Source organism: Candidatus Acididesulfobacter guangdongensis, assembly GCA_004195045.1.
Classification (GTDB): Bacteria; SZUA-79; SZUA-79; order Acidulodesulfobacterales; family Acidulodesulfobacteraceae; genus Acididesulfobacter; species Acididesulfobacter guangdongensis.
Genome location: SGBC01000003.1, coordinates 213519 through 236115, shown reverse-complemented (window position 1 = coordinate 236115; position 22597 = coordinate 213519). Strand labels below are relative to the sequence as shown.

Below are 22597 nucleotides of genomic sequence, written 5' to 3'. Positions count from 1 at the left end.
TTTAATTTATATAGATAAAGCCTTTTTAACTTTTACAAGATCTATTCGGGCTTTATTATTTTTAAACACATTTTTTGTAATGACATTTACGGCCAATAGTTTGTTTCTGTCCATAAACGATTCAATGTCCGATAATTTAAACCGATAGCGTGATTTTTTTCCGCAAGAGGACGGAAGGCGATAGGCTGTAATCTGACCTGATGTTGCCAAATTTGCGAGCGTTCGCGGGCTGACTGATATAATTTCCGCCGTTTCTTTTAAAGTTAGATATTTAAGTTCTGTCATTTTTTCTCCGTATATTTTATATATACGGTTTTTTTTGAGATACTGAAAAATTAATTATTAATTTTTTTGTATATTTTTAAGAAATACGTTCGGGAGCAATTTATTTTGTATTTTTTTTCTGCATACTTTTTTAATTCTGCAAAATTCAAATTCCGTTCCTGTTTTATTAGATAAAGCTTAGGCATGAGCTTTATTAAACTTTCCAGCCGCGGCGATTCTTTAGATTTTCGGCGGAGTTTTTTAAGATGATTTTCAAAAATACCCAAACTTTTATAATCGCCGGCAGTTAGGATATATCCGGTAGTCCTTTTGCTTTGTGATTGCAATTTTAATAAATTTAAAACCTTGTCAATAGCCGTATTGATGGCATTATCTAAGACGTCGTCATCGATAATGCAGAGCTTGCCGGTAAGGCGCAGGACTTCCAAAAGCGCCGGGATTTTATCTTTTTTCTTTTTTAAGATTTTCTCCAATTTTTCCGTGTTTATCATTTTGAATACACCCCTTCGATTATTTCGTTTCTGTTATGTCCGAGTTCAAGGCTCGTTGCGTGAATGGCTTCAACGCGCGAATAGCCGGCTTTTTCAAATGTATTTATGCAATCAATCGCATAATTATGTCTTAGAGCGTGAATTGACCCGCTATCGCCTAAAACCGCCCTGATTTCATAATTTATTTTTGAGCCGGAAACGGCGTCCCCGAATTTCGATAAACTATTTTCTTTCAAAAATGCTTTAATATCTGAAATTAAAGACTTATCGTGTATCATAGATACAACCCTGTCTTTGCCTCCTTTTCCGCCCAAAATTTCAATCTTATTATTTTCTTTTAAATTACTTTCCGATAATTTAAGAATTTCAGATTTTCTTAAACCTGCCGACAAAGCGCACCGGACGGCAAGGCTTGTTGCTTTGTCCTGAATATTATTTAAAAGTTTATCTACGGTTCCTTTGTCGTAAGCCCGAATGTCTGCATGCTGTAAAGATTTATGCTCTGATTTAAAGGTTTCGTTCAAGGCAAAATTATATGTCCGGTTTAAATTATGCGACTTAGAATAAGCATTCAGGGCTGTTTCAAATTTATTTAATGAGGCTTTGTCGAGCTGAAATGTTTTATGCGCCACATCTGCTTTTATCCTGCTTTCAAGATAGCTTATAACGTGCTTGCTTTCTGTTTTTGTAAGGTCTTTTAATCCAAAATTTTCCTTTGCCCAATTAGCAAATCCGGCTACGGAATCACGATAATTATCCATAGTCGTTATTCCGTATATTCCTGTTTTTTCGGCGATTTCGTGAGAACCGTGCGCGCCTGAAAGGCGGGCAGATTCTTTAGCAGAATGTTTAGACTCTCCTATATATTTTATTTCCTTGAAAATTTCCGTAACTTGCCAAGATACCGTTCCTCTCATTTTAAACCTCCAAATTTAAGTTTTAGACAAGACTATAGCGTCATTTTCCGAGATACTCTTCGGAAAAAAGTTAAGACGGAACATTTTTTTAAAAGGTCGTTGTCCTTTTGTTTATTTTTTCTCAACTCTGAGAAATGAGCGCATAAACGGCGCATAGGTGAAGCAGCACAAATTAAAAAAAGCCCATGAGAGCTTTAACAGAAAAAAAATGGGATTGTGAAACTAAGGAATGACCGCATTAACTGGGTAATGCAGTTTTACTATATATGATATGTTTTGAATCTCGATTTTCCCGGATGTAGCACGGGCGTTAGGATGCAAATCTTTCTCAAGCGCAAGCGTAGCTTGCGGGAGGTGTGGCAATATAAAAGTTGTGAGATTTGCGAGTAGGCGGCGACATGAAGCAAACCGCAAAAAGCGATAATCCAAGAAAAATAAAAGTATTCCTACACCTGAAACAGGCAATAAAAATAAGTTTAAATTTAATTTAAAGGATTTTTTTAAAAGATATATTTTATTAATTTTTTTATCTTGCTCGTTTCTGCTTTTGCAGTGCAATTAATAAATAAATAATAAAATATTATAGTAGTATGCGATAAAAAATAAAGAATAAAGCTATCGCATAATTAGTGAAGTTAAATAATCCCTGAAATGAAACTGGCTTAATTATTTAACTTAAATTTCAATAGACTTTAAATGTTCCGAGAGAAAAAGTCAAAGTTTCTTTGGGTTTGGATCCAAAGGCTTATTGTGCTTTTTTGGTTAAATTTTCCGGCTGTTAGCTAATTATTAAATAAAATTTAATAAACATAATCCCAAAAAATTATGTGCATTGCCGGTAGTCAATTTTTTTTTCAGCTCAGAGAGCGATAAAAATTGAGAAAAAATCATAGATATATTTATAGGATACCAGATATTTAAAAGTTGTCAAGAGGAAAATTAAAATAAATTAAAATATTTTTCATTTTTAACGTTTGCTTAACTCTAAAATAAAAATCCTACCCCGCTAAATCATGCGGGAGTAGGAGAATAAATAAATAAGATATCTTTATTTTTGACAATATTTTTGCATTTCTATTCGTTAAGGCATAAAAGGAAACGGCGAGCCCGTCCCAGGCATTCTCGAAGAAAAATCCGATGCATTGGAAATCCTGCCGGTAAATGTGTTGTTAATCATAACATCGCCTATGGGAGCTTGCGCATATTTAACTCCAAGTTCGCAATTAAAATAATCGTTTTGCAAATAAACAGACCCGAAGCCGTAAACCTTTGCTCCCACCGGAGCAGAAATCTTAGAATCGATTAAAATCAATTTGCCGTGCACTATGAATCCGTACGAATTTGAAATTACATGAACATCTCTTAAGGTAGTGCGGCCATAAATTTCTATCGGTCCGTTCATTGTTTTTTTTGCATAACCTAAAGCGGGACTTAAAATAATAGATAAAGCAAAAATAATTAATAAGATTTTTTTCATTTTTTCTCTTTTAATAAATTAGATTAAACAAAGTAGTAGCCTGTTAATGCATGCGTCATCTAAAAAATAATTTAACGTCGCAATATGGAGGAAATAAATGTGACTTTATATCTTTATATCATTTACCCCCCACTCGCACATAGTAGCGAGAGCGGGGGGTAAAATAAAACTAATTAATTATTGCCTTTATTTGCTAAATCATATTCGCTAACCGCCTTCAAATCAAAATATAATTTTTTTGTTTAATATAATTTTTTTTTTATTTTGTTTACTATATTAAGGCAAGAAGACGCGTCCTTATTGGCACCCGCTTCTTTAAAAAACTTGTAAGCTTTTTCAAAAGATATCATCGCATTATTTAAGTTGTTCCCTTTCTTTAGATAACGGAATCCTAAAAAAAGGTGTCCAGCACCTATCATCAATTTATTGCCAATCCTTTTTTCTATATTTATACCTTTAATTATATAATTTTTGGCTTTAGAATAGTTGTTTATGTATGTATATGCACTTCCAAGCTTTAAAAAATATTCACCAGTTTCATAATGATTGTCTATATTTTCGTCCAAAATTAACGCCTTTTTAATAAATTTTATAGTTTCAATATAATTATTCATATCAAAATAGTCCGTACCTATATTGCCATATGAATTAGCTTTGTCTTTTTTGGTTCTTGCTAAGGCTAAAGATTTTTCATCATAATAAAGCGCTTTTTGATAATTATCTTTTTTACGATATGTAACAGCTATTTTATTATTTAAATTAGCACTTTCATTGTTTACATTTTTGAGTTTTCTTTCAAGCGTAAGCGACCTATTATAATATAAGAGTGCATTTTTTTTATCTCCAATATTAGAATATATCCTGCCTATCCAGTTATAAACAATCATTAATCTATTTTTTTTGTTTGTAAAAGAAATAGCTTTTTTAAAAGAGTTAATTGCGGGTGGATAAATTCCAAGTTTATAATAAGCCTCCCCTAAACATAAATGAGCATGAAAACTATGAGAATGTTTTTTTACAGCTCTGAGCCCATATCTTTTTGCAGTTCTATAAGACTGTCCTCTAAGATGATTAAAACATTGAGTAATAGAATTACGTGAAGCGTAAGACTTAACAACAAAAATAAACATAAGGAATACGGCAAATAGTAAAATTTTTTTAATCATAATCACTCCTTTTTATATTATTACTATTTTTAATAATTTTTAATTTAATTATCCTAAAACTTCATTGCGGCTTCTAACTTTATTCCATTTAGCACATACACGAATACAGTTCCTATATAAGCTCCAGTATTTGCGATAATCCTATATCCGTAATAATTAGCACTTGCTTTGCCGAATTGACGGGCTTGAACTATAGTATTCTTTATAACCGGCTTTATTCCCCTCGGCAAATTATTCCAACCTGCCATATTGGTATTTTTAACTTCCGCAATATTGCCGCCACATATCTTATAATTTTCAATCGCCCAGTATGCCGGTTTAGGAAAGCCCTGCGTTCGCCTTATTATGCTTATTAGCTTGCAGCCGGACATAGTAGTCGTAATAGGTATAGCATCATAGTTATAAGCTCCATGTGTGTAAATATAAGGACTGTTTGAGTTGTAAACCCGCATAGCAAGTTTATTGAAGTTTGAATCTGACTGGTTATATGGCGGATTCAGAATGCCAAAGGCGTATGCTGTATTTGCGGAAAAAAGGATAAAGATAAATATAAATATTTTTAATTTTGATTTATTCGCCATTAATATTAACCGCTATTTTTATTTAAAGTCAGCTATGGTATGCTCGTATGCCAGTCTGATTTTTGATTAATAAATTAAATAATAAATAAATTATGTTTATAATATTTTAATTTAACCTACGTAAATTAAAGCACCCCCCCCCCAGAAATGTCAAGAACTTTTTTTAAAATATTTTTTATTTTATCTTATACGGTTCTGTTTGTATTTGACTAAAAAACCCGTCAAATACAAACAGAACCTACACTTGCCGTATCCGGCAAAATTTGCTTATAGTGTCATGCAGAGTGTCATTTTAGGGTGGTTTTTGCTTGCTTCGTCCCTGTTTTTTCTTACTCCGTTATCACGCCTACGGCTTAATAACTCCGGCGAAAAAAGAGCGGGACTACGGCGCAAAAACTTTTAAGTGCATTATTAAGGGGGGTTCGCTTTGGCGACAAAGCTACCCACTTATACCCCCAAGAAATCGGGAATGGGTAGATAGAAAACCATTAATCTTTCTTAATCCAAGATTTAATTAATAATAAGTCTGCTATTTGATTAAGTTTTTCAAAGCTAAACGTTCCGTTTGAACGAACCGCTTGCTTCGTTAATTTTTCTTTTTCCGATTCAGAAATACCGATTTCAGAAGCAATTCTATAAAATCTTAATAATTTATCAACCGTTCTTTTAGACTTATCTGAAAAAGATTGCAATGTAAATTCTCTAAATTTATTTTTCTTCCTTCCGCGTTTTTGTATTATATTAGGATCACCTGTCCGGCGATTTCTGGCATAGTGCATAGAGCAATATCCGCTTGCTAATATTTCTTTATCACAATTTTCAATTTTACATTTCATACGGTTATTTTAACAAATTTTTTGCAATATTGCAATTATTTTGTTAAAATATTTTTACTCGTCAAAATAATATTATAACAAGTAACCGATACTTTTTTAGGAATTTAAAGCAGGGTTTTAATCTTAAAACTAATCCCTTTAGATAACTTTAGACGGCAACGTGGTTCCAGATTCTGGAATGACGTTGCCGTCTTTTGTTGACGACACAGTTATTAAAACAGGTAAGAAAAAAAGCGTAGTTTACGAAGGGCTTGACCGAGATAACAATATCTGCTCTGAAGCCAAAGAAGCCATTAAGGCTAAACAAATACCTAAGACGCAGGCTAATAAAATCGCCAAATTAAGCCAAGACGACCAAAAGAGAATAGAAGAGAAAATAAATATAATTATTTTATTTCATTCATTTTATTTTTCTTTTTTAAAAACTTTGGTATAATAACATTGTCTATTAATTTAATTACTTTTAATTACTTTTAATTACTGGAGCTTTAAATGTCCGCTGAGAGTATTAAAGAAAACGCTATAAGAAAAGTCATTCAGGAACTAATCGTCCCGAATTTAAGTAAAATCATAAACAAACAGGATATTCTTGAAGAAAAGATAAATTCTACTAATACAAGAATAGAAGCTATGGACATCAAGATAGATTCGCTTAAAAACAAAATAGACGACAACGACGAAAAAATAGATATAAAGATTACTGCCCTTTCCGAAAAAGTGAACTATATGAATAAAACAAACGAAAGGTTATTTGATATTATTTTTCATTCTACCGGCAAAGAAAATAACTGCCCAAAATAGCCCTTTTGTCTCAAATTTGTCCCATAGCATTTTTTATAAAGAAAATAACTTAATAATATTAATAAGTTATTAGTTGTAATAGCTTGCATGGCATGCAAGATGTCGTCGGTTCGACTCCGATCAGCTCCACCAGTTAAAACAAGCGATTTTAAGCCTTTCAAGCCTATTTCACCATTAAAAAATGTCTTGCCTTAAATGTTAAAAAGTGATAAATTTATGTAAAATTATGTAAATTTTAGATACAAAAACAGATACACTTTTTTACTTATGAATATATTCAAAAGAGGCAATATTTACTGGTGCAAGTTCAGAGGAATAGATGACAAATTATAGGTAATAATCGTGCTTATTTTGTAAAAACTAAATTATTTTAAATAATTTATATTTCTTTACCGTCCTGCAATTTTGCTTTCGATTTCCCTGAATAGGTTAAGGCTTTCCAGCGCTTCTTCTTCATCTATTTTTTGCATTGCGTAACCGACGTGAATAAGCAGATAATCGCCCATCTTGACCTGCTCTTCTAAAAGCATCGTAGAAACGAGCCTTTTAGAACCCATAGTATCTACAATGACGGTATTATCGTTTTTTATTTCTATAACTTTAGATGGAATCGCAAGGCACATTTTGATTTTAAACCTTTATTTATTTTATTGTATTTTTGATTTAATTTATTGTATTACCAACGCAAAATTAAATCAATTATAATGTGTTGCAATTTAGGTTTTCAGTTTTCAGCTTATCACCCCGTCCATGTATTAAAATTATTTTTTTAAGCATGGACGGCGGTTTATTTTTTACTATTTATACGGGTATAACCGTACGTTCCCACGATTCGTTATTGCTTTCAGCCGTCGCCAGATAAAACGCCAGCACGGCGGTAATAAGACCGAAATATCCGCCTATGACGGTATCATAGCAATTCCCGTCCAGAAGCCGACCGCAAGCAGATAAAAAGTCGCCGTAAGAAATAAAAAAATAAGCATAAGCGCCTTGGCTTTTTTTAAAGACGCAACCCACATAAAAGTGGTAAATAAACCCCACAAGAAAAGATACCAGCCGATAAAAGCTCCCGTTACTCCTTTTGAAAAGAATAAAACAAATAATGCAAAACTCCACCAGAACGCTCCGTAACCGCAAAACGCGGTCATGCCGAAACTGTTACCCCTCGGCATTTCCATAAGTCCGGCGGCAAACTGCGCCGCACCGCCGAATGCAAACGCACATCCAAGAACCATGGGCATATTTGCGCCGGTAAACCACCCGATGTTAATCATGCTAAGTAAAAACGTCGTTAGAGCAAATCCTGAAAGTCCCAGCGGAGCAGGGTTAGCTAATTTTATTTCCATAAATCTACCTCCATGAATTAATTAAAAGTTGATATGTAAAAATCCGCCTACATCATATATATTTTCCTTTCAGTTTCTAAGTTTAGGCTATACACCGTAGCCGACCCATATTCAGCCCCAGTGTTTACCGTCAATAAACATAGGAACGCCGACGTCGCTTATTACTTCTCCAGTATCTCTTGGATAAGTCTGAACTATAAGGTTATCTGTGTTTCTTGCTACCGCAAGACCGACCGGGTCATTGAATATCCTCATCGACCTGTTGCCGGTTATATCCTTTGCGTAATCGCCCGTAAGCGGCTTATCGTATATAGAATTATGCGCCGCCGCATATCCGTTCGCGTCAATCAGCAAAAAATATTTAAAACTGTGGTCCTTTCCGAGGTATTTATCTTCTATCGGCTGAATCCGTCTTTTTACAAAATCGGTAAATTTTGTTTTATATTTCTGGGGATTAGTATTTGCGACCGGAGCATAATTTCTGTCCCACAGGTCGTAAGACGAAACCTCGCCGTTTTTAATCGAATCCTCTATTATTTTAACTATTTCGCCAACAGCTTCCTCCGCTAATTCCGCAATTTTTTCGATATGTGCTCCGACTTTAACTTTTTTCAGGATGTTTTCGGATTTTTCTGAAATTTTGCTTATTTCTATACTTTTGGAACTTAAAACGTTTAATTTTTCGGAAATATCTTTCACGGATTGCGACATATGCAAGACGGTCTGCGAAACTGTATATTCCGCATCCAACTTAACACGGTTTACATTTTTAACTGAACACCCATTACGGAAATTACTGGACACCCTTTTCGTAATTAATTTGATATTTATTTAATAAAAAAGGGTTGGTTTTTTTATTAATTTTTTTTATTAAATAAACTTTTTTTATTAAATTAATTAAATTGATTTATTTTATCAAGTTATCAATAATTTATTGACTAAAGATGAATAGTATTATATGAAAAAATAATAAGAATTAACTCTGAGATAAGCGTCCAGTTAGAAACATAAAGGGTGTCCAGTAGTTCCCGTAAACGGCGTCCAATAAGAACGGAATACACAGTTGCTCTTAAAAAGATTTATAAGCTGGTCCGTTTTTCTTTGCATAATAACGTAACAAGGGATATTTATCTAAAACTTACGGTTCTATTGTTTCTATTTTGTCTATTTTGTCAAAATCGGTATCATAACTATAAATTTCAGTTATGCCTTTTGATTTCATAATTGAAGCATTAAAGGCATCGGCAAAAGGTATATTTTTTTCTGCAAATAATTTAAGAGCAAATATAAAAGCATCTTTAAATTCAACAACCAATCCGTCAAGATTGATAATGGCTGTCGTCATTTCTCCGATATCTTTTCTTGAAACTTTATAAAACTTATCAAGTATAAAAATTAATTCAAAAATAACTAGAGGGCTTGTCGTTACCTTTTCTTTGCCATCTTCTACTTTTTTTAAAAGCAAAAAAACCTTTTTAGCCTTTTTGGCGTCGTCGTTAGTGAGGTAACGAAGAAAAATATTCGTGTCTATAAAACGCATAATATTATTTTTTTATTCCCCCAGCGACACTTTCCTCAAACTCCTTCCTTATTTTTTTAAATTCCTCAGGTCTTTCTTTTGGTGTTACCTTTCCGAAATACTGAACTATATTTGAAGTAAACGGTATGACCTCTATTAAACCTTGTTTTATTCTAAAAGTAACGGTATCTTTAGATTTTAATTTTAACATATCTCTATATTTTTTTGGAATAGTTATCTGACCTTTACTGGTAACAGTTGTCTTTTCTATTATTTTTGGCATAAGCCTTTTCATCTCCCTTTAATATAATCTATATAATATAATCTTAATAATACTTATAAATTTAAGTATTATTTAATTTTATATCATACTAAAATAAAATGTCAACTTTAAAACAACACCTTAACCCTGCAATAGAAAGTTGTCTACTACATTCTATTTTAATCCGAATTCTTTAATAATCTTTGAAAATCCGGGAAGGTATATATAATAAACATCACTGCGTAACTTTTTCAGTATAAAACCAACGATGCTTTTTTTGCCAGCCGTCCTGTTAACCGATAGTTTCACTTATCGTTAATAGCCATTATTAAGTATTGCAAAAACGGGTTTTAAAAAAACGTTTGACATTAAATAAAGTTAAGGTTATAACTAAATAAATATAAATAAGCCTTATTGGCGGTTTTATTGGTAGTGTAAAATATCTTGTGTAAATTCTATCTGGTAAAAAAGGTGCGCCTCCTATAAAATAGTTATGTCCAAATAACATTAAAGAAAGACAACACCAATGGAAATCAACAAAGAAAGTTTAAATTCTCAAAATAGGTTTTTAACAATGGCCTAAAAAAGAAAGTGAATCCAAAAATAAGGCTTTTAGCGGTGTTGATTTCTGCGCTTTTAGCCACTTATTTTCTTAAGGCATATTTGACTTTGTAGATGCTAAGATCTTTTAGCGTCGTTCCGGTGCTTTTATTCTAGAATAACACCGTTATTTTGATTATCTTTGTGCGTATATTCATCGTTGTTTATGTGTGGCTATTATATAAGAGTATTGTATAGAATAGAATAGAATAGAATAGGCTTTAAAATGTGGAAATTCATAAATAAAAAATGGAAACATAACATGAAAAAATTTTATTTAATATAATGGCTACGGCAATTTTTTAGGATCAAAAAGGTTTACTGTGGACAACGGTTATGTTGCCGTTTTAATACAGATAGGTTTATTGGGATTTATATTGTGATTTTCATTTTTATTTGCAATATTCGGTTATATTCTAAAGAAGTTTTGTGAAAATGAAACGGTGGTGGGTCTTATGAGCGTTGCCGTGCTTAGCTCTATTTTTGTTTCTAATATGTTTGACAATACTTTTATGATTGCAATGCCGGCAGTTTACTTGTTTATTTTGTCGGACTCACGATAAGGAAAATTTGTTCAAGTATTGCCATATTTTTTTCGTAAAACTTTATACTATTTGTACATTTTTTCTTAAAGCATCCCCAGTTGCAGCTACCATAGGATGCAGAGAGGGCGTCAATCTTGGCTGGCTGCCGAACTGCATTGTTGCGATATCAGTGGCTGTAGCGTGCATCTGAATAGCCAAACCTATCGTATTTACAAGTTCGCCGGTAGTCTGCCCGCCGGTAATCTGACCTCCCAAAAGCTGCATGGATTCTTTAGAAAATATTAAGCGGCAATATATCTCCGTAGTATTCGGCATTGAAGCAGGATGATGATCCGGAAGTCGCGATTCACCGATCAATATATCAAAACCTTCAGCGGCTGCCTGCACTTGCGTTAAACCCGCTACTCCGAAAGCAAGCCCGTCTATTTCGCTTGAATATACGGAAACAGAACCCGCATTGTAACGTGATAAACGCAAGCTATAAAGATTCATACCTGCAATTCTGCCTTCTGCTGCAGCCTGCGATGCAATCATAGCATGATTAGCTTTTCTTGTAAAAAAATCCTGCTTATGAGCACAATCGCCTACGGCAAATATTTTATCATCCTCTCTGCTTCTCTGAAAAGCGTCAACCCATACTCCTCCTGATCTTGATAATGTCAATCCAATTTTTTTTGCAAGTTCTACATTTGGTTTCACGCCTATTGCTATTAAAACAGCATCGGCTTTAATATCTTCTTTGTCTTTTATGCGCAGTCCTGCAACTTTTTTTTCTGACGGATCAGATATTATTTCTTCAACCTGACAGCCTGTATGTACGGTTATGCCGCGCGATTTCAAAATTTCTTCTACCTTTGCGCAAACATCTAAGTCAAACGAAACCTGCATTAAATGCGGCAGCATTTCAACAATATGCACTTCAATACCCAGCTTTCTTATTTCATCGGCAAATTCAACCCCTATAAAACCGCCTCCTATAATAGCAAGTTTTTTTACTTTTGGAATAAGATTAGTAAAAAGATTCTCTAAATAGTTATAGTCTTTCTGGATACTGAACACGCCTTCAAGATCAGTACCTTTAATAGGAGGAATAAAATTTTTGCCTCCAGTTGCAAGCACCAGTCTGTTAAACTTAATTGAAACTAAATTACTATCTTTAGTTTTTGTCGATTGTTGTTGTTTATTTATATTTTCTGTTAATACCTGCGCTGAAATTTTGTCATCTGCTCCTGCTGCTATATTTTCATTTTGTTCGTCTTCACTATTATAATCTTGATTAATATATTCCATATATGCTATTTGTCTAACTTTATCTATTTCAACAATATTTCCTATTAAAATTTCTCCCCCAGCGGCAATTAAAGGCAATCTTCCGGCCATATCTTCGTCGGTGCCTCCAAGCGTTCCAAATATGTAAGGAATACCGCATGGTATAACAGCATCGGATTCTTTACGAACCACTAAAACTTTTTTACCCGGACAAAATTGTGCTGCCGTAATACCGGTCATCATACCGGCAGGTCCTCCGCCGACAATAAGAACGTCAGTAATTATTTCGTTATTTTCGTTATTTATGTTATTTATGTTATTTATGTTATTTATGTTATTTATGTTAACATTTTCATTTTCAGCCAAATTAATATTATTATCTGCTATATCCATGAATAGACCCCCAAAATTAAATTAAACTAAATAAGATAACATTAAAATAAATTAAACTAAACTAAATTAAGCTAAACTAAACTAAATTAAACAAAACTAAATTAAATTAAATTAAATTAAATTAAACAAAACTATATTAATTATTTTTTGATAAAGAAATAGTGCCTATCCCAAATTTAACTAATTTACTTAATTTATCTAGTTTCTAACTTAATTATTTTTCTATTTTCTGATTGATAAATTATTTTAAAACCAATACTCCGGATATTTTCTGTTTCCGGCAAGGTTATTTACTAAAAGCGCAATAATCAATAAAATTACCGCACCGAGGCCAATAGGAATTAAAGCATAAAGAAACCCCAGTCGATATATTGCGCGGCCTCCGATCACAGCAATAAGTGCCGTAGCTCCGCCTGGAGGATGAAGGGTTTTAGTCGCAAGCATTACCATAATGGCTAAAGATACTGCAAGAGCAGAAGCAAGTATAATGTCCTCACCGAAAAATTTATAGCATGCCACACCCACTAAAGCAGAAAGAACATGTCCTCCTATAAGATTTCTCGGCTGAGCTAAAGGGCTTTTTATAGCTGCATAAATCAGAACAGCGGAAGCGCCAAAGGAACCGATAACCAACATAATATCAAAAATGGGAATAAAATATTTTGCCGAGAGGTAAGAAATTGCAAAAATACCGACGATCTTCAGTGACAGAAATTATGTCTTTAGTCATAACGCTGTCAATGGAAATATTAAGCAGTCTATTTTTTGCATGCCTTAATGCATGCAGATAGATTTCCTTAAAATCTTCTATGGAAATATCTACATATGTATTTACTTCTTTAAATGCGGCCTTAATATCTTCGTCCGATATTTCCGGCATATTGTTATTTTCTTTCATAAATAAAATACCTTATTATAAATCTTATAGGTCTCTTTTCCAATAAACTCTCAAAAACAGCTCCCTTTCAGAGAATGAATATTCTATATCTCCCCGGTATGCTTTTTCTATATTTTTCCCTATTCTTTGAGCAAGATCTTCGCTTGTAGTGTATATTGTTATAATTTTTTTTTCATCATCTTCTTCAATATTTTCAATCTTTTCCAATGGGTCTATGTAATCAGCTCTTTCTACGGTATTTTTTACGAGATTTAAAATATCGTCTTTATGCTCAAACAGAAAACTGCCGCTTAACTCTACTACGCCATTGTAAAATTTTGTTTCTATTTTTAAACATGCCGGACAAATTACATAATTTATTTCTTCTTTATTCTTCAACATAGAATTATAAAGTTCATCGTCGTGAACCCATCTTTTATTATGATAAATATTGTGACATTTTTTGCATATTGACATATCTTTGTATGATAGCGCACTCTTATAAGAATCAGATTCGTCGGTTGCTTCATGTTTTTTGATGTTAGCCGGATTCCATCTTTTTGTGTCACGCATAATATAGCGTCTCCTTTTTAAATATTTAAATTAAAATTATACTATGCCGTTATTTCATTAATAAATTTTTCTAATTATAATTAACTATTAACTAAGCAAGATTTAATTTCTACTTAAAATAATTTGCGTTATTTAATTAATCAATCTATTTTTTTAATTATATCATAGTTTGCGTTATATAAAGTTTGCTTTATATAAAATTGCTTCAAACTTTTCTTTTATTATTTATTATATTTATTATATTTATTATATTTATTATATTATGCATTCAAAAAAAATTGCATATCCCGCAATACACTTATGAAAAATGGGGCGACAGATTATAACGCAATTTTTTTGTTCGCCAATTCTTTTTTCAAGTTCAACGAGAAACTTTATTTTAGATTGGAGAATGTTATCGTTTTTACCGGTTTCTATAAATATATCTAGAAATTAGAATATCCTTAATTTTTTTTCTATTTTTTTTAAAAAGTTTTTTAAAAAAACGGCAATGCATATCCCTTTTAATTACAATTTCTACCTATTACATATTCCATCCACTCTAATTTTTAAAAAGTTTTTTATCTCATTGAAATGTTTATCAAGCGTTAAAATTTTGCAATCATTTTCATTAGCGATAACTGCTATATAGCAATCGATCAAATTTACTGTTTTACCGCGCTTTTTCATTAAAAACGATAAGTTACCAGCATTTATCCAAGTGTTTTCAGAACTGTCTATGATAAAAAATGCATCTAAAAAATCTTCTATTATTGATAATTCTTTTTCAGACTTGCAACCCTGTATAAGTTCAGCAATGACAACTTTTGGAACGTAAATATTATTTTCAGTAATGATAGCATCTATAAGGGTTGCAATGTAATCGCTTTGTCCTTTAAAATAGTCTATCCAAACCGATGTATCGACCAGAACTTTATCGTCATCTTTCATAATGTCTTATCTCGTCGGCCGTCATATCAAAATCAACTTTACCTTTCATAGATTTTATTTTTTCCGCTTTCTTTTTTTTGAGATAAGAATCAATTGCTATTCTAACAGCAGAGGTCTTGCTTTTCACATGCGTTTCTTCAAGAAGAACATCAATTATATCTTTATCTATTGTGATTGTGGTGCGCATATACATACCTCATTAATATATTATTAAATTTATGCAAATTATATACATAAATTTTAATATAATTTTTATGCAAAATCAAGCTGTTTGAGTTAATGCTAATATAAATTCACCAGGCAAATTGCGTTTATTTTCACCCACCTAACATGGTATATTTATCTCTAAAATAATTTAATTTGTTTTTTAGTTTCGCCGAAAATATTAAAAAATATCATCGGCATCATGCACATTAATATTATATAAATGAAGTTTTATATATCAATGCTATAAGTAAATTAAATACTATTGTATTTTTTATAAATATAATCAACCCCATATATCCGCTCTAACTTTTTTATAGTAAAATGTGCCCCCGCTAATTTTTGAAACTGATCGATAAATAAATAATTTATAGTACCTCCGCCAATTGCTCCAATTATTGGAACAGCGGAAGCTGCAGCATCTATTGTAACATCTACCCCAAAAAATTCTGCAATACTAGCGATTAAACGGACGATAACAGGTGCTGATTCATCTATAACCGTATTCTCAGCAATATATTGAGCGGCTAATCTAACTGAAGATGCAAGAGCGAACCTTTTTGAAAAATAATTAGAACAGTTAGCATTATTGTTTTGATAGTTGCCGCCACCTAAAGCAAATATTAGTAAACATTCTAACTGTACTTCATGTTTTGTTAAATCTTCTCCGCATGAATTTGCTATATCTAATATTGACCTCATCATAACAGTTGTAGAAATTGGAAATTCGACAAGAAAACCAGGCAAACCAAAAACTCCCCCGATAGCACCCAATCCTGTAGTCGCAATTTTATGCCAAAAAGATGAAGTTTCTTTATTATTTAAGTCCATGGTACCCATTGCAACCTTTAAAGACGCTAAGAGTGCTTTTTGTATTGCTTCGCCGACTAAGTCCCGATAATTATCAGGCAACCGTTTCATTAAACTGTCGATGGGTTGCCCCAATTTATCAATAACCTGCATTATAAAATCTGGATTTTCTAAAACATTTTTCGATTTTTCAAGAATAACAAGGTCGGAATTAGTAATTTCCATAGTTTAATTTCCTCAAATGAATATAGTTATTTATGCGGGTAAACATAGGTTTAGGAAAAAGGGACATGATGCATTGCGTAACTTCCGCCTGAAATACCCTCGTATATGCAATAGCTGGATCCCATATATTTTCTTTATAAAACATAGTCTATCTAAACCGACAATGTATCGACCAGAACTTTATCATATCTCATAATGTATTATCTCGTCGGCCGTCATACTTGTGATTTTTCCATGCATCTTTGAATTTATCATAAATTAACTCTATTATATTTTTAATTTCATTAATTTGAGATTTAGATAATTCATAATTTTTAGTAATTCTATTTTTGGGCTGAGCCAGAATTTAGCCTCGCCGTTTTGGCACATAACATGTATACGCATTCGGTCTTCTTCTCTCGAAAAAAAAGAACCTATAATCCTTAAAATCGTCGGGCTCATACTTCTCTTCTTATATAATTAATATCTTCTAATCTTATATATAATACATTTTATAAATATTTCTCTCCGACTGGAGTATTTATACAGTTTTTGTAAAAAAAGTTCAACATCTATATCTATTTTAGATTTTACAACTATGTCTGGGTTTTGTAAAGTTTCTTGAATTTTACCTATCTGTCTGTACATTCCAGAGATACAAACAATAAATATTTTTTTAGCTTTATTCGCTTACTTTTTTATATTGAGCCCACACACACCTCCCCCCCCCAATCCGCAAATCTCAGCGGAGGACCTTCAGATGGTTAAATGGAATGAATAGGAGGTGATAGCGGAAATGTTCCGGTCAAAAAAGTTTAGTTTTTGCCGTCGTTTTATTTAATTTTAAATCGGCGTCGGCAAAGAAAAATTAATTTAATTTAACGATATAAAATTCCCCAGCAGGAGGGTAAAATTAAATTTCAAAAGCGAGGTTATTTTGATTACAAAATACATCTGGCCGTATCTTTCAACTTCAGGAGCAAATATATAGCATACTAAGAATGACTTTATTTCAGCGTTTAGATGTTTACTTAATCTTTTAAGCATTGAGTTAAACCTGTCGAAGTCGTTTCTTGAAAGCTGAGATAAAATAAATCAGATAAAGTTTTTTTATAAAAACCTATCCTTGGATAATATGATCACGCGTACATAAGCCGATATCCCTTTGGTTCGGGTATCGGGTCGTCAAATTCCTTAGCGGTATTTATCCATAATTCTATAGCTTTATTAACGTTATCAAGAGCATCGTTATATGTTTTGCCGTGAGCGACGCAGCCTGGCAATTCTGGAACATCGGCAATGTAAATATTGTCCTTGTTATCCCAGTAAATAATAATTTCGTATTTATACATCAAAACTTCCTCCCAAATTATATTTTAAAATTATATCCCTGACCTGGCGAACCTGGTATATTTTTGCCTTGCTTCCGTCGCTCTGTAGATTAATTTTTTATAATACCTTGTTTTCTGAAAACATGGTGGCTGCCTTTTATGCGTTCCTCGAAACCCAATTTTTTTTACAAGGCTGCAAATGTCTTCAAAAGATACATTGGAATCTGAATCGCCTTTCAGGATTTGGATTAATAACTTTTCGTATTTTGACATATAGTTAAATTGCTTTTTAATATTATATCATATTGCAAATATTTTCGTTCAGCGTTTTATTTAGTTTTCGTTCGGTATTTGTAATATTTAAAAATAATTGCAACAAACAAATTAATTATAAATTAAATGCTAAAAATAACATTAAAAAACCAATAAAAAATCCCTACGTATATTGGGAAATTTATTTTGCAAAATTGGGGATTTTTTGATTGCAAAATACATGCTGCCCCTATTTACCTAAATCACTGTCGAAATTAAGGATATCCATATAGTCCCATTCGCGGTATGCCATGGCATATATGTTATTTTTTGTAAGCTGATGAACGGTATTGGGTAGCATTGTCAAAGAAGCCATAATAGGAATAAGACACATGTCTTTATATTCGGGAAAAAAATCAGGAAATCTGGTTAGTTTATCTTTAAAATATTTAATATAGGAATCCTTCATAGTTGATTTAACTTCTATAAGAAATACTTTATCTGAAGTAGAAGCTATTATATCAAATTCATCCCTTTCGTTTTTATTGTTTCTCTTGGATATATTGGAATATATATCTATATTTTCTATATCTTCGCTAAAATAACGGCTGATTAGGGGTCTTGTTGCTGGATAGATTAAGTCTTCGACTATAGTTCCCATCTTATTAGATATTCTTCCAAGTTCCTGATTAAGTTTTCTTTGCTCGTTGCGGCTTTCTTCGCGATAGGCTTCAAGATCACGGCGGCTTCTTTCTTCATATTTCTCAAGATTAAATCGCATCTCTTCCTTGAATTCGGATAATTCCGCCTGAGTTTTTGTCTGGGCATCTGCAAGCCTTATAAGGGCTTCTTCGAGCCTGTCAACTTTATTGTATAAAAAAGAAGGATTTGTGCTCATGTTATATAATAACCTTTATAAACTATTTTTATTGGTTTTAACTATTAATTTTTGATTTAAATATTAACTTTTAGTTATTATATCATAAAGCATGAAAAAAATGGATAAATTTGGATCTATAAAGGCAACTATGTTGAATATTCTATGTGCATTATGTCATAAAGGGCACGAATAAATATTTTATCTATAAAGTAGTCTAAACGCTCTACGTTATATAATTTTTCCGCTGAGTAAACAGCAAACGCAGTCGGGAGTGAGGAGATAAATAAATCTGACACCTTTATTAGTTTTTGCAACCCTAAAATTAATTTTCCGCCATATTTTACTTGTCGGTAAACATTCTAATCTGTTCGCTGCATATTTCATAAGCATTTTCATTACTCTCTTTGCATCTTTTATAGTAATCCACGGTCAATTTTACGGCTTCGTCCGCATTTAATTTCGGCTTCCAGCCGAGAACGGAAACGGCTTTATTTATATTCAAATTTAACAGCTTGGCTTCGTGTTTGTGCGGTTCACTTTCGCTTTTGGCATCGAAAGCGGAACTTTCTCTACTTCCTCTTTTGGAAACATCCTTCCAAACCCCTTTGCCGTAATATTTAATTACTTTCTCGACTAATTCTTTAACGGTTATAGCAGAATCCGCCGCATCCGCCGACGGTCCGAAGTTCCATGCGCCGGAATATTTTGATGGGTCCTCGTTTATCACGGAAGCAAGAAGCAAATAGCCGTATAGCGGCTCAAGAACATGCTGCCATGGTCTTACGGCATCGGGATTTCTGACTTCGACAGGCTTGCCTTCTTCCAATGCCCTTATGCAGTCGGGAATAAGTCTGTCCTGCGCCCAGTCTCCTCCGCCAATAACGTTTCCGGCTCTGACGGTTGCCATTGCTTTGCCGTGCCTGTTAAAATCTTCTGGATTAAAAAACGATCTCATATATGCGGAAGAAATCAACTCCGCCGCTCCTTTGCTTGCGCTGTAAGGATCGTAGCCTCCCATAGGGTCGGTTTCACGATAACCGCAAATATTTTCTTTATTTTCGTAGCACTTATCGGAAGTTATAACTATGAGGATATTTGCGCTTTCCGACATCCTGAAAGACTCGAGAACGTTTGCCGTTCCCATAACGTTTGTTTCGATAGTTTCTCTCGGAATATCGTAGGATAACCTCACTAACGGCTGAGCCGCAAGATGAAATATTATTTCCGGTTTATACCCTTCTATAATGGAATTCAGCTTTTTAAAATCCCTTATGTCCCCTCTTATATCGGTCATCTTTTTGGACAGATTTGCAAGAACAAAATTGTCTCTATCGGTATAAGGGTCAAGGGCATAGCCTGCAGCTCCGGCACCGAGCCTCATAAGCCATATAGAAAGCCACGAACCCTTGAAGCCTGTATGTCCTGTGATTAAGACTTTTCTGTTTCTGAAATAACCGTTAAAACCGTTAAAATTATTATTATTTTTGATATCTTTCAATTATACGCCCCTTTAAATATTTAATTGTCTATCACATTATATTTTGCAATAATAAAATAAATTTTGTTTTTAATTTAAAAAAATTATATCATATTTATATTGCATAATCTTTTAATTATTTAACTAAAAATTTAATTTAAATCAATATATAACCGATAAATTATATATGAAAGTCGTGATTCTCGCGGGCGGACTCGGAACGAGGCTGTCGGAAGAAACCGAAATGCGTCCGAAACCTATGGTCAAAATAGGCGGCAAGCCTATACTCTGGCATATAATGAAAATATATTCAATCTACGGTTTTAACGAGTTTATTATATGCCTCGGATATAAAGGCAATATGATAAGGGAATATTTTGCAAACTACTTTTTATATCAGTCCGACATTACGATAAATTTATCCGATAACTCTATCGACGTCCACAACTGCAAAGCCGAACCTTGGAAAATTACTCTAGTGGATACAGGTTTAAACACACAGACCGGCGGAAGAATAAAAAGGGTAAAAAATTACATTGGCGATAAACCGTTCTTTCTTACCTACGGCGACGGCGTATCCGACGTAAACATCGGAAAGCTCCTGAAATTTCACAAAAAACATAAAAAGCTGCTGACTATGACGGCCGTCCAGCCGGAAGGACGCTTTGGTTCTCTTGACATTGATCCCGATACCTCAAGCATATTAAAATTTTTGGAAAAACCTAAGGGCGATAATGCATGGATTAACGGAGGTTTTTTTGTAGCCGAACCCAAAATAATAGACTATATTAAAAACGATATGACGATATTCGAGCGGGAACCCTTGGAAAAAATCACTAAAGACGGCAATCTCCTTGCATATAAGCATAAAGGCTTTTGGAAGTGCATGGATACCCAGAGAGACAAGTCTCAGTTAAACCAGATGTGGGAAACCGGCAACGCCGCATGGAAGGTGTGGGATGGAGAGGATTAGTGGAGATTGTACATGAAAAAGCAGACTAAAGAATCAAATGCTGAAACTATTTACAACAAAATAGAAATAGCTTATACGGAAAAAGAATTAATCGATATATTTGATTGGAACCCCTTTATATAACGACGAATGGAATGGTTTTCATATAGCATCTAAATTTTCATATGAATAATTTTATTTATACTGCCACAAAATTGAAAGGATTATATTTAATTACTCCAAAACCAAAAACAGATAGCAGGGGATACTTTGAAAGGTTGTATTGCATTGAAGAATTTAAAGAGGTTGGGCTTAAAAAGCCGCTTTGCAATATTAACCGTTCATTCACGAAACAAAAAGGAACCATAAGAGGCCTTCATTTTCAACATCCTCCATTTCAGGAAGTTAAAATAATAATCTGTCTAAAGGGAATAATTTATGATGTTGCCGTGGATATACGAAAAAATTCACCTACATTTTTGCAATGGCACAGCGAAATTCTTGATAGCAAGTCAAGAAAAATATTTTTAATACCTGAAGGCTTTGCCCATGGCTTTCAAGCAATGGAAAATGATGTAGAACTTTTATATTTACACACAAATTTTTACAACAAAGAATACGAATCAGGCATTAATTGTAAAGATCCAATGCTAAATATACAATGGCCGTTAAACGTTACTCAAGTTTCTGAAAGAGATAAAAACCATAAATTTATATCACATGATTTCAAAGGTGTAGACTTATGAAAGTTCTTATAGTCGGCTCTACCGGATTTATCGGCTCGCATATAATGGATAACCTTTGCAAACATTATGATATAAGTATTATAGCAACAACTAGAAGTATAGAGAAAGCACAAAAATTCCGTTGGTTTAACGATAAAAAAGTAAAAACAATAGAGTTTGATATATCGCAAGCAAATTCTGATGTTTACAACAGACTCCAAAGACCAGATATGATGATACATCTGGCATGGGACGGGCTGCCTGATTATAAAAATATGCTACATATCGAGCAAAACCTCTATAAAAATTATTTCTTCATCAGAGATATGGTATTAGGCGGACTTAAAGATTTGACTATTACCGGTACATGCTTAGAATATGGGCTTAAAAATGGGCAATTGGTAGAAGAGGCTGAAACTAATCCTGTAACTCCATATGGAGTTGCCAAAGACAGTTTAAGAAGATTTTTGCAGGAACTCCAAAAAACAATAAATTTCAATTTAAAATGGTTAAGACTTTTTTATATTCACGGCAAAGGACAATCGCCTAAAAGTCTTTTGTCACAGTTAGATGCGGCAATCAAAAATAACGAAAATATTTTTAATATGTCTGGTGGGGAACAGCTAAGAGATTATATTTCGGTAGAAAAATTAGCAGAATATATCGTTAAAACAGCTTTCCAAAACAAAATAACCGGCATTATAAATTGCTGTAGCGGTAAACCTATATCGATAAGAAATCTTATTGAAAATTATATAAAAGAAAAAGGTGTCGATATTGAGTTAAATTTAGGTTATTATCCTTATCTTGATTATGAACCAATGGCTTTTTGGGGGGATAATTCTAAACTTAAATTATGTTGCTCTAAAAATTAAAAATTTGCAAAAATAGTTA

General features: G+C 33.0%; 26 protein-coding genes and 3 pseudogenes. 5 read left to right on the top strand and 24 right to left on the bottom strand.

Annotation, left to right across the window (positions count from 1 at the left end; all coding sequences use genetic code 11):
* Positions 1-6 precede the first annotated feature (6 nt).
* From EVJ46_07455 to EVJ46_07425, 7 genes are all read right to left on the bottom strand, one after another.
* Entirely contained in the window at positions 7-285 is a 279-nt protein-coding gene (locus EVJ46_07455) for a DNA-binding protein (GenBank protein RZD16023.1), read from the bottom strand.
* Between the two features lie 50 nt (positions 286-335).
* Positions 336-776, bottom strand: coding sequence for a hypothetical protein (locus EVJ46_07450; protein RZD16022.1), 441 nt, complete (start codon positions 774-776; stop codon positions 336-338).
* Positions 773-1693, bottom strand: coding sequence for a hypothetical protein (locus EVJ46_07445; protein RZD16021.1), 921 nt, complete (start codon positions 1691-1693; stop codon positions 773-775). The genes EVJ46_07450 and EVJ46_07445 overlap by 4 nt, the downstream gene beginning before the upstream one ends.
* A 1081-nt stretch (positions 1694-2774) precedes the next feature.
* Positions 2775-3170, bottom strand: a complete 396-nt coding sequence (locus tag EVJ46_07440) for a hypothetical protein (protein ID RZD16020.1) — start codon at positions 3168-3170, stop codon at positions 2775-2777.
* Between the two features lie 242 nt (positions 3171-3412).
* Complete coding sequence (locus EVJ46_07435; GenBank protein RZD16019.1) at positions 3413-4336, bottom strand: tetratricopeptide repeat protein; 924 nt, start codon at positions 4334-4336, stop codon at positions 3413-3415.
* A 53-nt stretch (positions 4337-4389) separates the two neighbouring features.
* Complete coding sequence (locus EVJ46_07430) at positions 4390-4917, bottom strand: hypothetical protein (GenBank protein RZD16018.1); 528 nt, start codon at positions 4915-4917, stop codon at positions 4390-4392.
* A gap of 488 nt (positions 4918-5405) precedes the next feature.
* Positions 5406-5753, bottom strand: coding sequence for a hypothetical protein (locus tag EVJ46_07425; protein ID RZD16017.1), 348 nt, complete (start codon positions 5751-5753; stop codon positions 5406-5408).
* 160 nt (positions 5754-5913) lie between these two features.
* On the opposite strand from EVJ46_07425, the gene EVJ46_07420 reads away from it, so the two are divergent.
* Complete coding sequence (locus EVJ46_07420) at positions 5914-6189, top strand: hypothetical protein (GenBank protein ID RZD16016.1); 276 nt, start codon at positions 5914-5916, stop codon at positions 6187-6189.
* Positions 6190-6245: 56 nt separating this feature from the next.
* Positions 6246-6554 (top strand): hypothetical protein, encoded by a 309-nt coding sequence (locus EVJ46_07415; GenBank protein RZD16015.1) that lies wholly within the window; start codon positions 6246-6248, stop codon positions 6552-6554.
* A gap of 389 nt (positions 6555-6943) precedes the next feature.
* On the opposite strand, the gene EVJ46_07410 is transcribed toward EVJ46_07415, so the two are convergent.
* The 17 genes and pseudogenes from EVJ46_07410 to rfbG form a co-directional block, all read right to left on the bottom strand.
* Complete coding sequence (locus EVJ46_07410) at positions 6944-7177, bottom strand: HypC/HybG/HupF family hydrogenase formation chaperone (GenBank protein ID RZD16014.1); 234 nt, start codon at positions 7175-7177, stop codon at positions 6944-6946.
* Positions 7178-7355: 178 nt separating this feature from the next.
* A pseudogene (locus EVJ46_07405) lies at positions 7356-7900 on the bottom strand (transcriptional regulator).
* A 111-nt stretch (positions 7901-8011) separates the two neighbouring features.
* A complete protein-coding gene (locus EVJ46_07400; GenBank protein ID RZD16013.1) occupies positions 8012-8611 on the bottom strand; it encodes a hypothetical protein in 600 nt (199 codons plus the stop codon).
* A gap of 427 nt (positions 8612-9038) precedes the next feature.
* On the bottom strand, positions 9039-9440 hold the full coding sequence (locus tag EVJ46_07395) for a type II toxin-antitoxin system VapC family toxin (GenBank protein RZD16012.1): 402 nt from the start codon (positions 9438-9440) through the stop codon (positions 9039-9041).
* Between the two features lie 4 nt (positions 9441-9444).
* The gene (locus tag EVJ46_07390; GenBank protein ID RZD16011.1) at positions 9445-9702 is read right to left on the bottom strand and encodes an AbrB/MazE/SpoVT family DNA-binding domain-containing protein; all 258 of its coding nucleotides are present in this window, start codon (positions 9700-9702) and stop codon (positions 9445-9447) included.
* A 1184-nt stretch (positions 9703-10886) separates the two neighbouring features.
* Complete coding sequence (locus EVJ46_07385) at positions 10887-12488, bottom strand: FAD-binding protein (GenBank protein RZD16010.1); 1602 nt, start codon at positions 12486-12488, stop codon at positions 10887-10889.
* Between the two features lie 246 nt (positions 12489-12734).
* Positions 12735-13124 carry an HPP family protein gene (locus EVJ46_07380; protein RZD16009.1) on the bottom strand — a complete coding sequence of 130 codons (390 nt, stop codon included), beginning with the start codon at positions 13122-13124 and terminating at the stop codon, positions 12735-12737.
* A gap of 4 nt (positions 13125-13128) precedes the next feature.
* A complete protein-coding gene (locus EVJ46_07375) occupies positions 13129-13386 on the bottom strand; it encodes a hypothetical protein (protein RZD16008.1) in 258 nt (85 codons plus the stop codon).
* A gap of 24 nt (positions 13387-13410) precedes the next feature.
* On the bottom strand, positions 13411-13938 hold the full coding sequence (locus EVJ46_07370; GenBank protein ID RZD16007.1) for a hypothetical protein: 528 nt from the start codon (positions 13936-13938) through the stop codon (positions 13411-13413).
* 516 nt (positions 13939-14454) lie between these two features.
* Positions 14455-14868, bottom strand: coding sequence for a PIN domain nuclease (locus EVJ46_07365; GenBank protein RZD16006.1), 414 nt, complete (start codon positions 14866-14868; stop codon positions 14455-14457).
* Positions 14858-15061, bottom strand: a complete 204-nt coding sequence (locus EVJ46_07360; GenBank protein RZD16005.1) for a DUF2191 domain-containing protein — start codon at positions 15059-15061, stop codon at positions 14858-14860. Before EVJ46_07360 ends, EVJ46_07365 begins: the two co-directional genes overlap by 11 nt.
* A gap of 266 nt (positions 15062-15327) precedes the next feature.
* Positions 15328-16107: an EcsC family protein gene (locus EVJ46_07355; protein RZD16004.1), complete on the bottom strand. Its 780-nt coding sequence runs from the start codon at positions 16105-16107 to the stop codon at positions 15328-15330.
* Between the two features lie 190 nt (positions 16108-16297).
* Positions 16298-16548, bottom strand: a pseudogene (locus EVJ46_07350) (DUF4160 domain-containing protein).
* A 677-nt stretch (positions 16549-17225) separates the two neighbouring features.
* Positions 17226-17438, bottom strand: coding sequence for a type II toxin-antitoxin system HicB family antitoxin (locus tag EVJ46_07345; GenBank protein RZD16003.1), 213 nt, complete (start codon positions 17436-17438; stop codon positions 17226-17228).
* Between the two features lie 89 nt (positions 17439-17527).
* Positions 17528-17690, bottom strand: a pseudogene (locus EVJ46_07340) (type II toxin-antitoxin system HicA family toxin).
* A gap of 229 nt (positions 17691-17919) precedes the next feature.
* The gene (locus tag EVJ46_07335) at positions 17920-18567 is read right to left on the bottom strand and encodes a hypothetical protein (protein RZD16002.1); all 648 of its coding nucleotides are present in this window, start codon (positions 18565-18567) and stop codon (positions 17920-17922) included.
* Between the two features lie 322 nt (positions 18568-18889).
* Positions 18890-20038: a CDP-glucose 4,6-dehydratase gene (gene rfbG / locus EVJ46_07330; protein ID RZD16235.1), complete on the bottom strand. Its 1149-nt coding sequence runs from the start codon at positions 20036-20038 to the stop codon at positions 18890-18892.
* A gap of 175 nt (positions 20039-20213) precedes the next feature.
* On the opposite strand from rfbG, the gene rfbF reads away from it, so the two are divergent.
* The 3 genes from rfbF to EVJ46_07315 all read left to right on the top strand — a co-directional run bounded on the left by rfbF (position 20214) and on the right by EVJ46_07315 (position 22578).
* A complete protein-coding gene (gene rfbF, locus EVJ46_07325) occupies positions 20214-20999 on the top strand; it encodes a glucose-1-phosphate cytidylyltransferase (protein RZD16001.1) in 786 nt (261 codons plus the stop codon).
* Between the two features lie 164 nt (positions 21000-21163).
* The gene (rfbC, locus tag EVJ46_07320) at positions 21164-21724 is read left to right on the top strand and encodes a dTDP-4-dehydrorhamnose 3,5-epimerase (protein ID RZD16000.1); all 561 of its coding nucleotides are present in this window, start codon (positions 21164-21166) and stop codon (positions 21722-21724) included.
* Positions 21721-22578 carry an NAD(P)-dependent oxidoreductase gene (locus EVJ46_07315; GenBank protein RZD15999.1) on the top strand — a complete coding sequence of 286 codons (858 nt, stop codon included), beginning with the start codon at positions 21721-21723 and terminating at the stop codon, positions 22576-22578. The genes rfbC and EVJ46_07315 overlap by 4 nt, the downstream gene beginning before the upstream one ends.
* Positions 22579-22597: the final 19 nt, after the last annotated feature.

What these genes read in the sequence shown, in the direction of transcription:
- EVJ46_07400 (RZD16013.1), bottom strand. Translation starts at nt 8,611, where the DNA reads ATGTCGCAATCCGTGAAAGATATTTCCGAAAAATTAAACGTTTTAAGT.
- EVJ46_07335 (RZD16002.1), bottom strand. Translation starts at nt 18,567, where the DNA reads ATGAGCACAAATCCTTCTTTTTTATACAATAAAGTTGACAGGCTCGAA.
- EVJ46_07355 (RZD16004.1), bottom strand. Translation starts at nt 16,107, where the DNA reads ATGGAAATTACTAATTCCGACCTTGTTATTCTTGAAAAATCGAAAAAT.
- EVJ46_07365 (RZD16006.1), bottom strand. Translation starts at nt 14,868, where the DNA reads ATGAAAGATGACGATAAAGTTCTGGTCGATACATCGGTTTGGATAGAC.
- EVJ46_07315 (RZD15999.1), top strand. Translation starts at nt 21,721, where the DNA reads ATGAAAGTTCTTATAGTCGGCTCTACCGGATTTATCGGCTCGCATATA.
- EVJ46_07415 (RZD16015.1), top strand. Translation starts at nt 6,246, where the DNA reads ATGTCCGCTGAGAGTATTAAAGAAAACGCTATAAGAAAAGTCATTCAG.
- EVJ46_07455 (RZD16023.1), bottom strand. Translation starts at nt 285, where the DNA reads ATGACAGAACTTAAATATCTAACTTTAAAAGAAACGGCGGAAATTATA.
- EVJ46_07345 (RZD16003.1), bottom strand. Translation starts at nt 17,438, where the DNA reads ATGTATAAATACGAAATTATTATTTACTGGGATAACAAGGACAATATT.
- EVJ46_07385 (RZD16010.1), bottom strand. Translation starts at nt 12,488, where the DNA reads ATGGATATAGCAGATAATAATATTAATTTGGCTGAAAATGAAAATGTT.
- EVJ46_07360 (RZD16005.1), bottom strand. Translation starts at nt 15,061, where the DNA reads ATGTATATGCGCACCACAATCACAATAGATAAAGATATAATTGATGTT.
- EVJ46_07370 (RZD16007.1), bottom strand. Translation starts at nt 13,938, where the DNA reads ATGCGTGACACAAAAAGATGGAATCCGGCTAACATCAAAAAACATGAA.
- EVJ46_07375 (RZD16008.1), bottom strand. Translation starts at nt 13,386, where the DNA reads ATGAAAGAAAATAACAATATGCCGGAAATATCGGACGAAGATATTAAG.
- EVJ46_07445 (RZD16021.1), bottom strand. Translation starts at nt 1,693, where the DNA reads ATGAGAGGAACGGTATCTTGGCAAGTTACGGAAATTTTCAAGGAAATA.
- EVJ46_07430 (RZD16018.1), bottom strand. Translation starts at nt 4,917, where the DNA reads ATGGCGAATAAATCAAAATTAAAAATATTTATATTTATCTTTATCCTT.
- EVJ46_07435 (RZD16019.1), bottom strand. Translation starts at nt 4,336, where the DNA reads ATGATTAAAAAAATTTTACTATTTGCCGTATTCCTTATGTTTATTTTT.
- rfbC (RZD16000.1), top strand. Translation starts at nt 21,164, where the DNA reads ATGAATAATTTTATTTATACTGCCACAAAATTGAAAGGATTATATTTA.
- EVJ46_07410 (RZD16014.1), bottom strand. Translation starts at nt 7,177, where the DNA reads ATGTGCCTTGCGATTCCATCTAAAGTTATAGAAATAAAAAACGATAAT.
- EVJ46_07440 (RZD16020.1), bottom strand. Translation starts at nt 3,170, where the DNA reads ATGAAAAAAATCTTATTAATTATTTTTGCTTTATCTATTATTTTAAGT.
- EVJ46_07390 (RZD16011.1), bottom strand. Translation starts at nt 9,702, where the DNA reads ATGCCAAAAATAATAGAAAAGACAACTGTTACCAGTAAAGGTCAGATA.
- EVJ46_07425 (RZD16017.1), bottom strand. Translation starts at nt 5,753, where the DNA reads ATGAAATGTAAAATTGAAAATTGTGATAAAGAAATATTAGCAAGCGGA.
- rfbF (RZD16001.1), top strand. Translation starts at nt 20,214, where the DNA reads ATGAAAGTCGTGATTCTCGCGGGCGGACTCGGAACGAGGCTGTCGGAA.
- EVJ46_07395 (RZD16012.1), bottom strand. Translation starts at nt 9,440, where the DNA reads ATGCGTTTTATAGACACGAATATTTTTCTTCGTTACCTCACTAACGAC.
- EVJ46_07450 (RZD16022.1), bottom strand. Translation starts at nt 776, where the DNA reads ATGATAAACACGGAAAAATTGGAGAAAATCTTAAAAAAGAAAAAAGAT.
- EVJ46_07380 (RZD16009.1), bottom strand. Translation starts at nt 13,124, where the DNA reads ATGTTGGTTATCGGTTCCTTTGGCGCTTCCGCTGTTCTGATTTATGCA.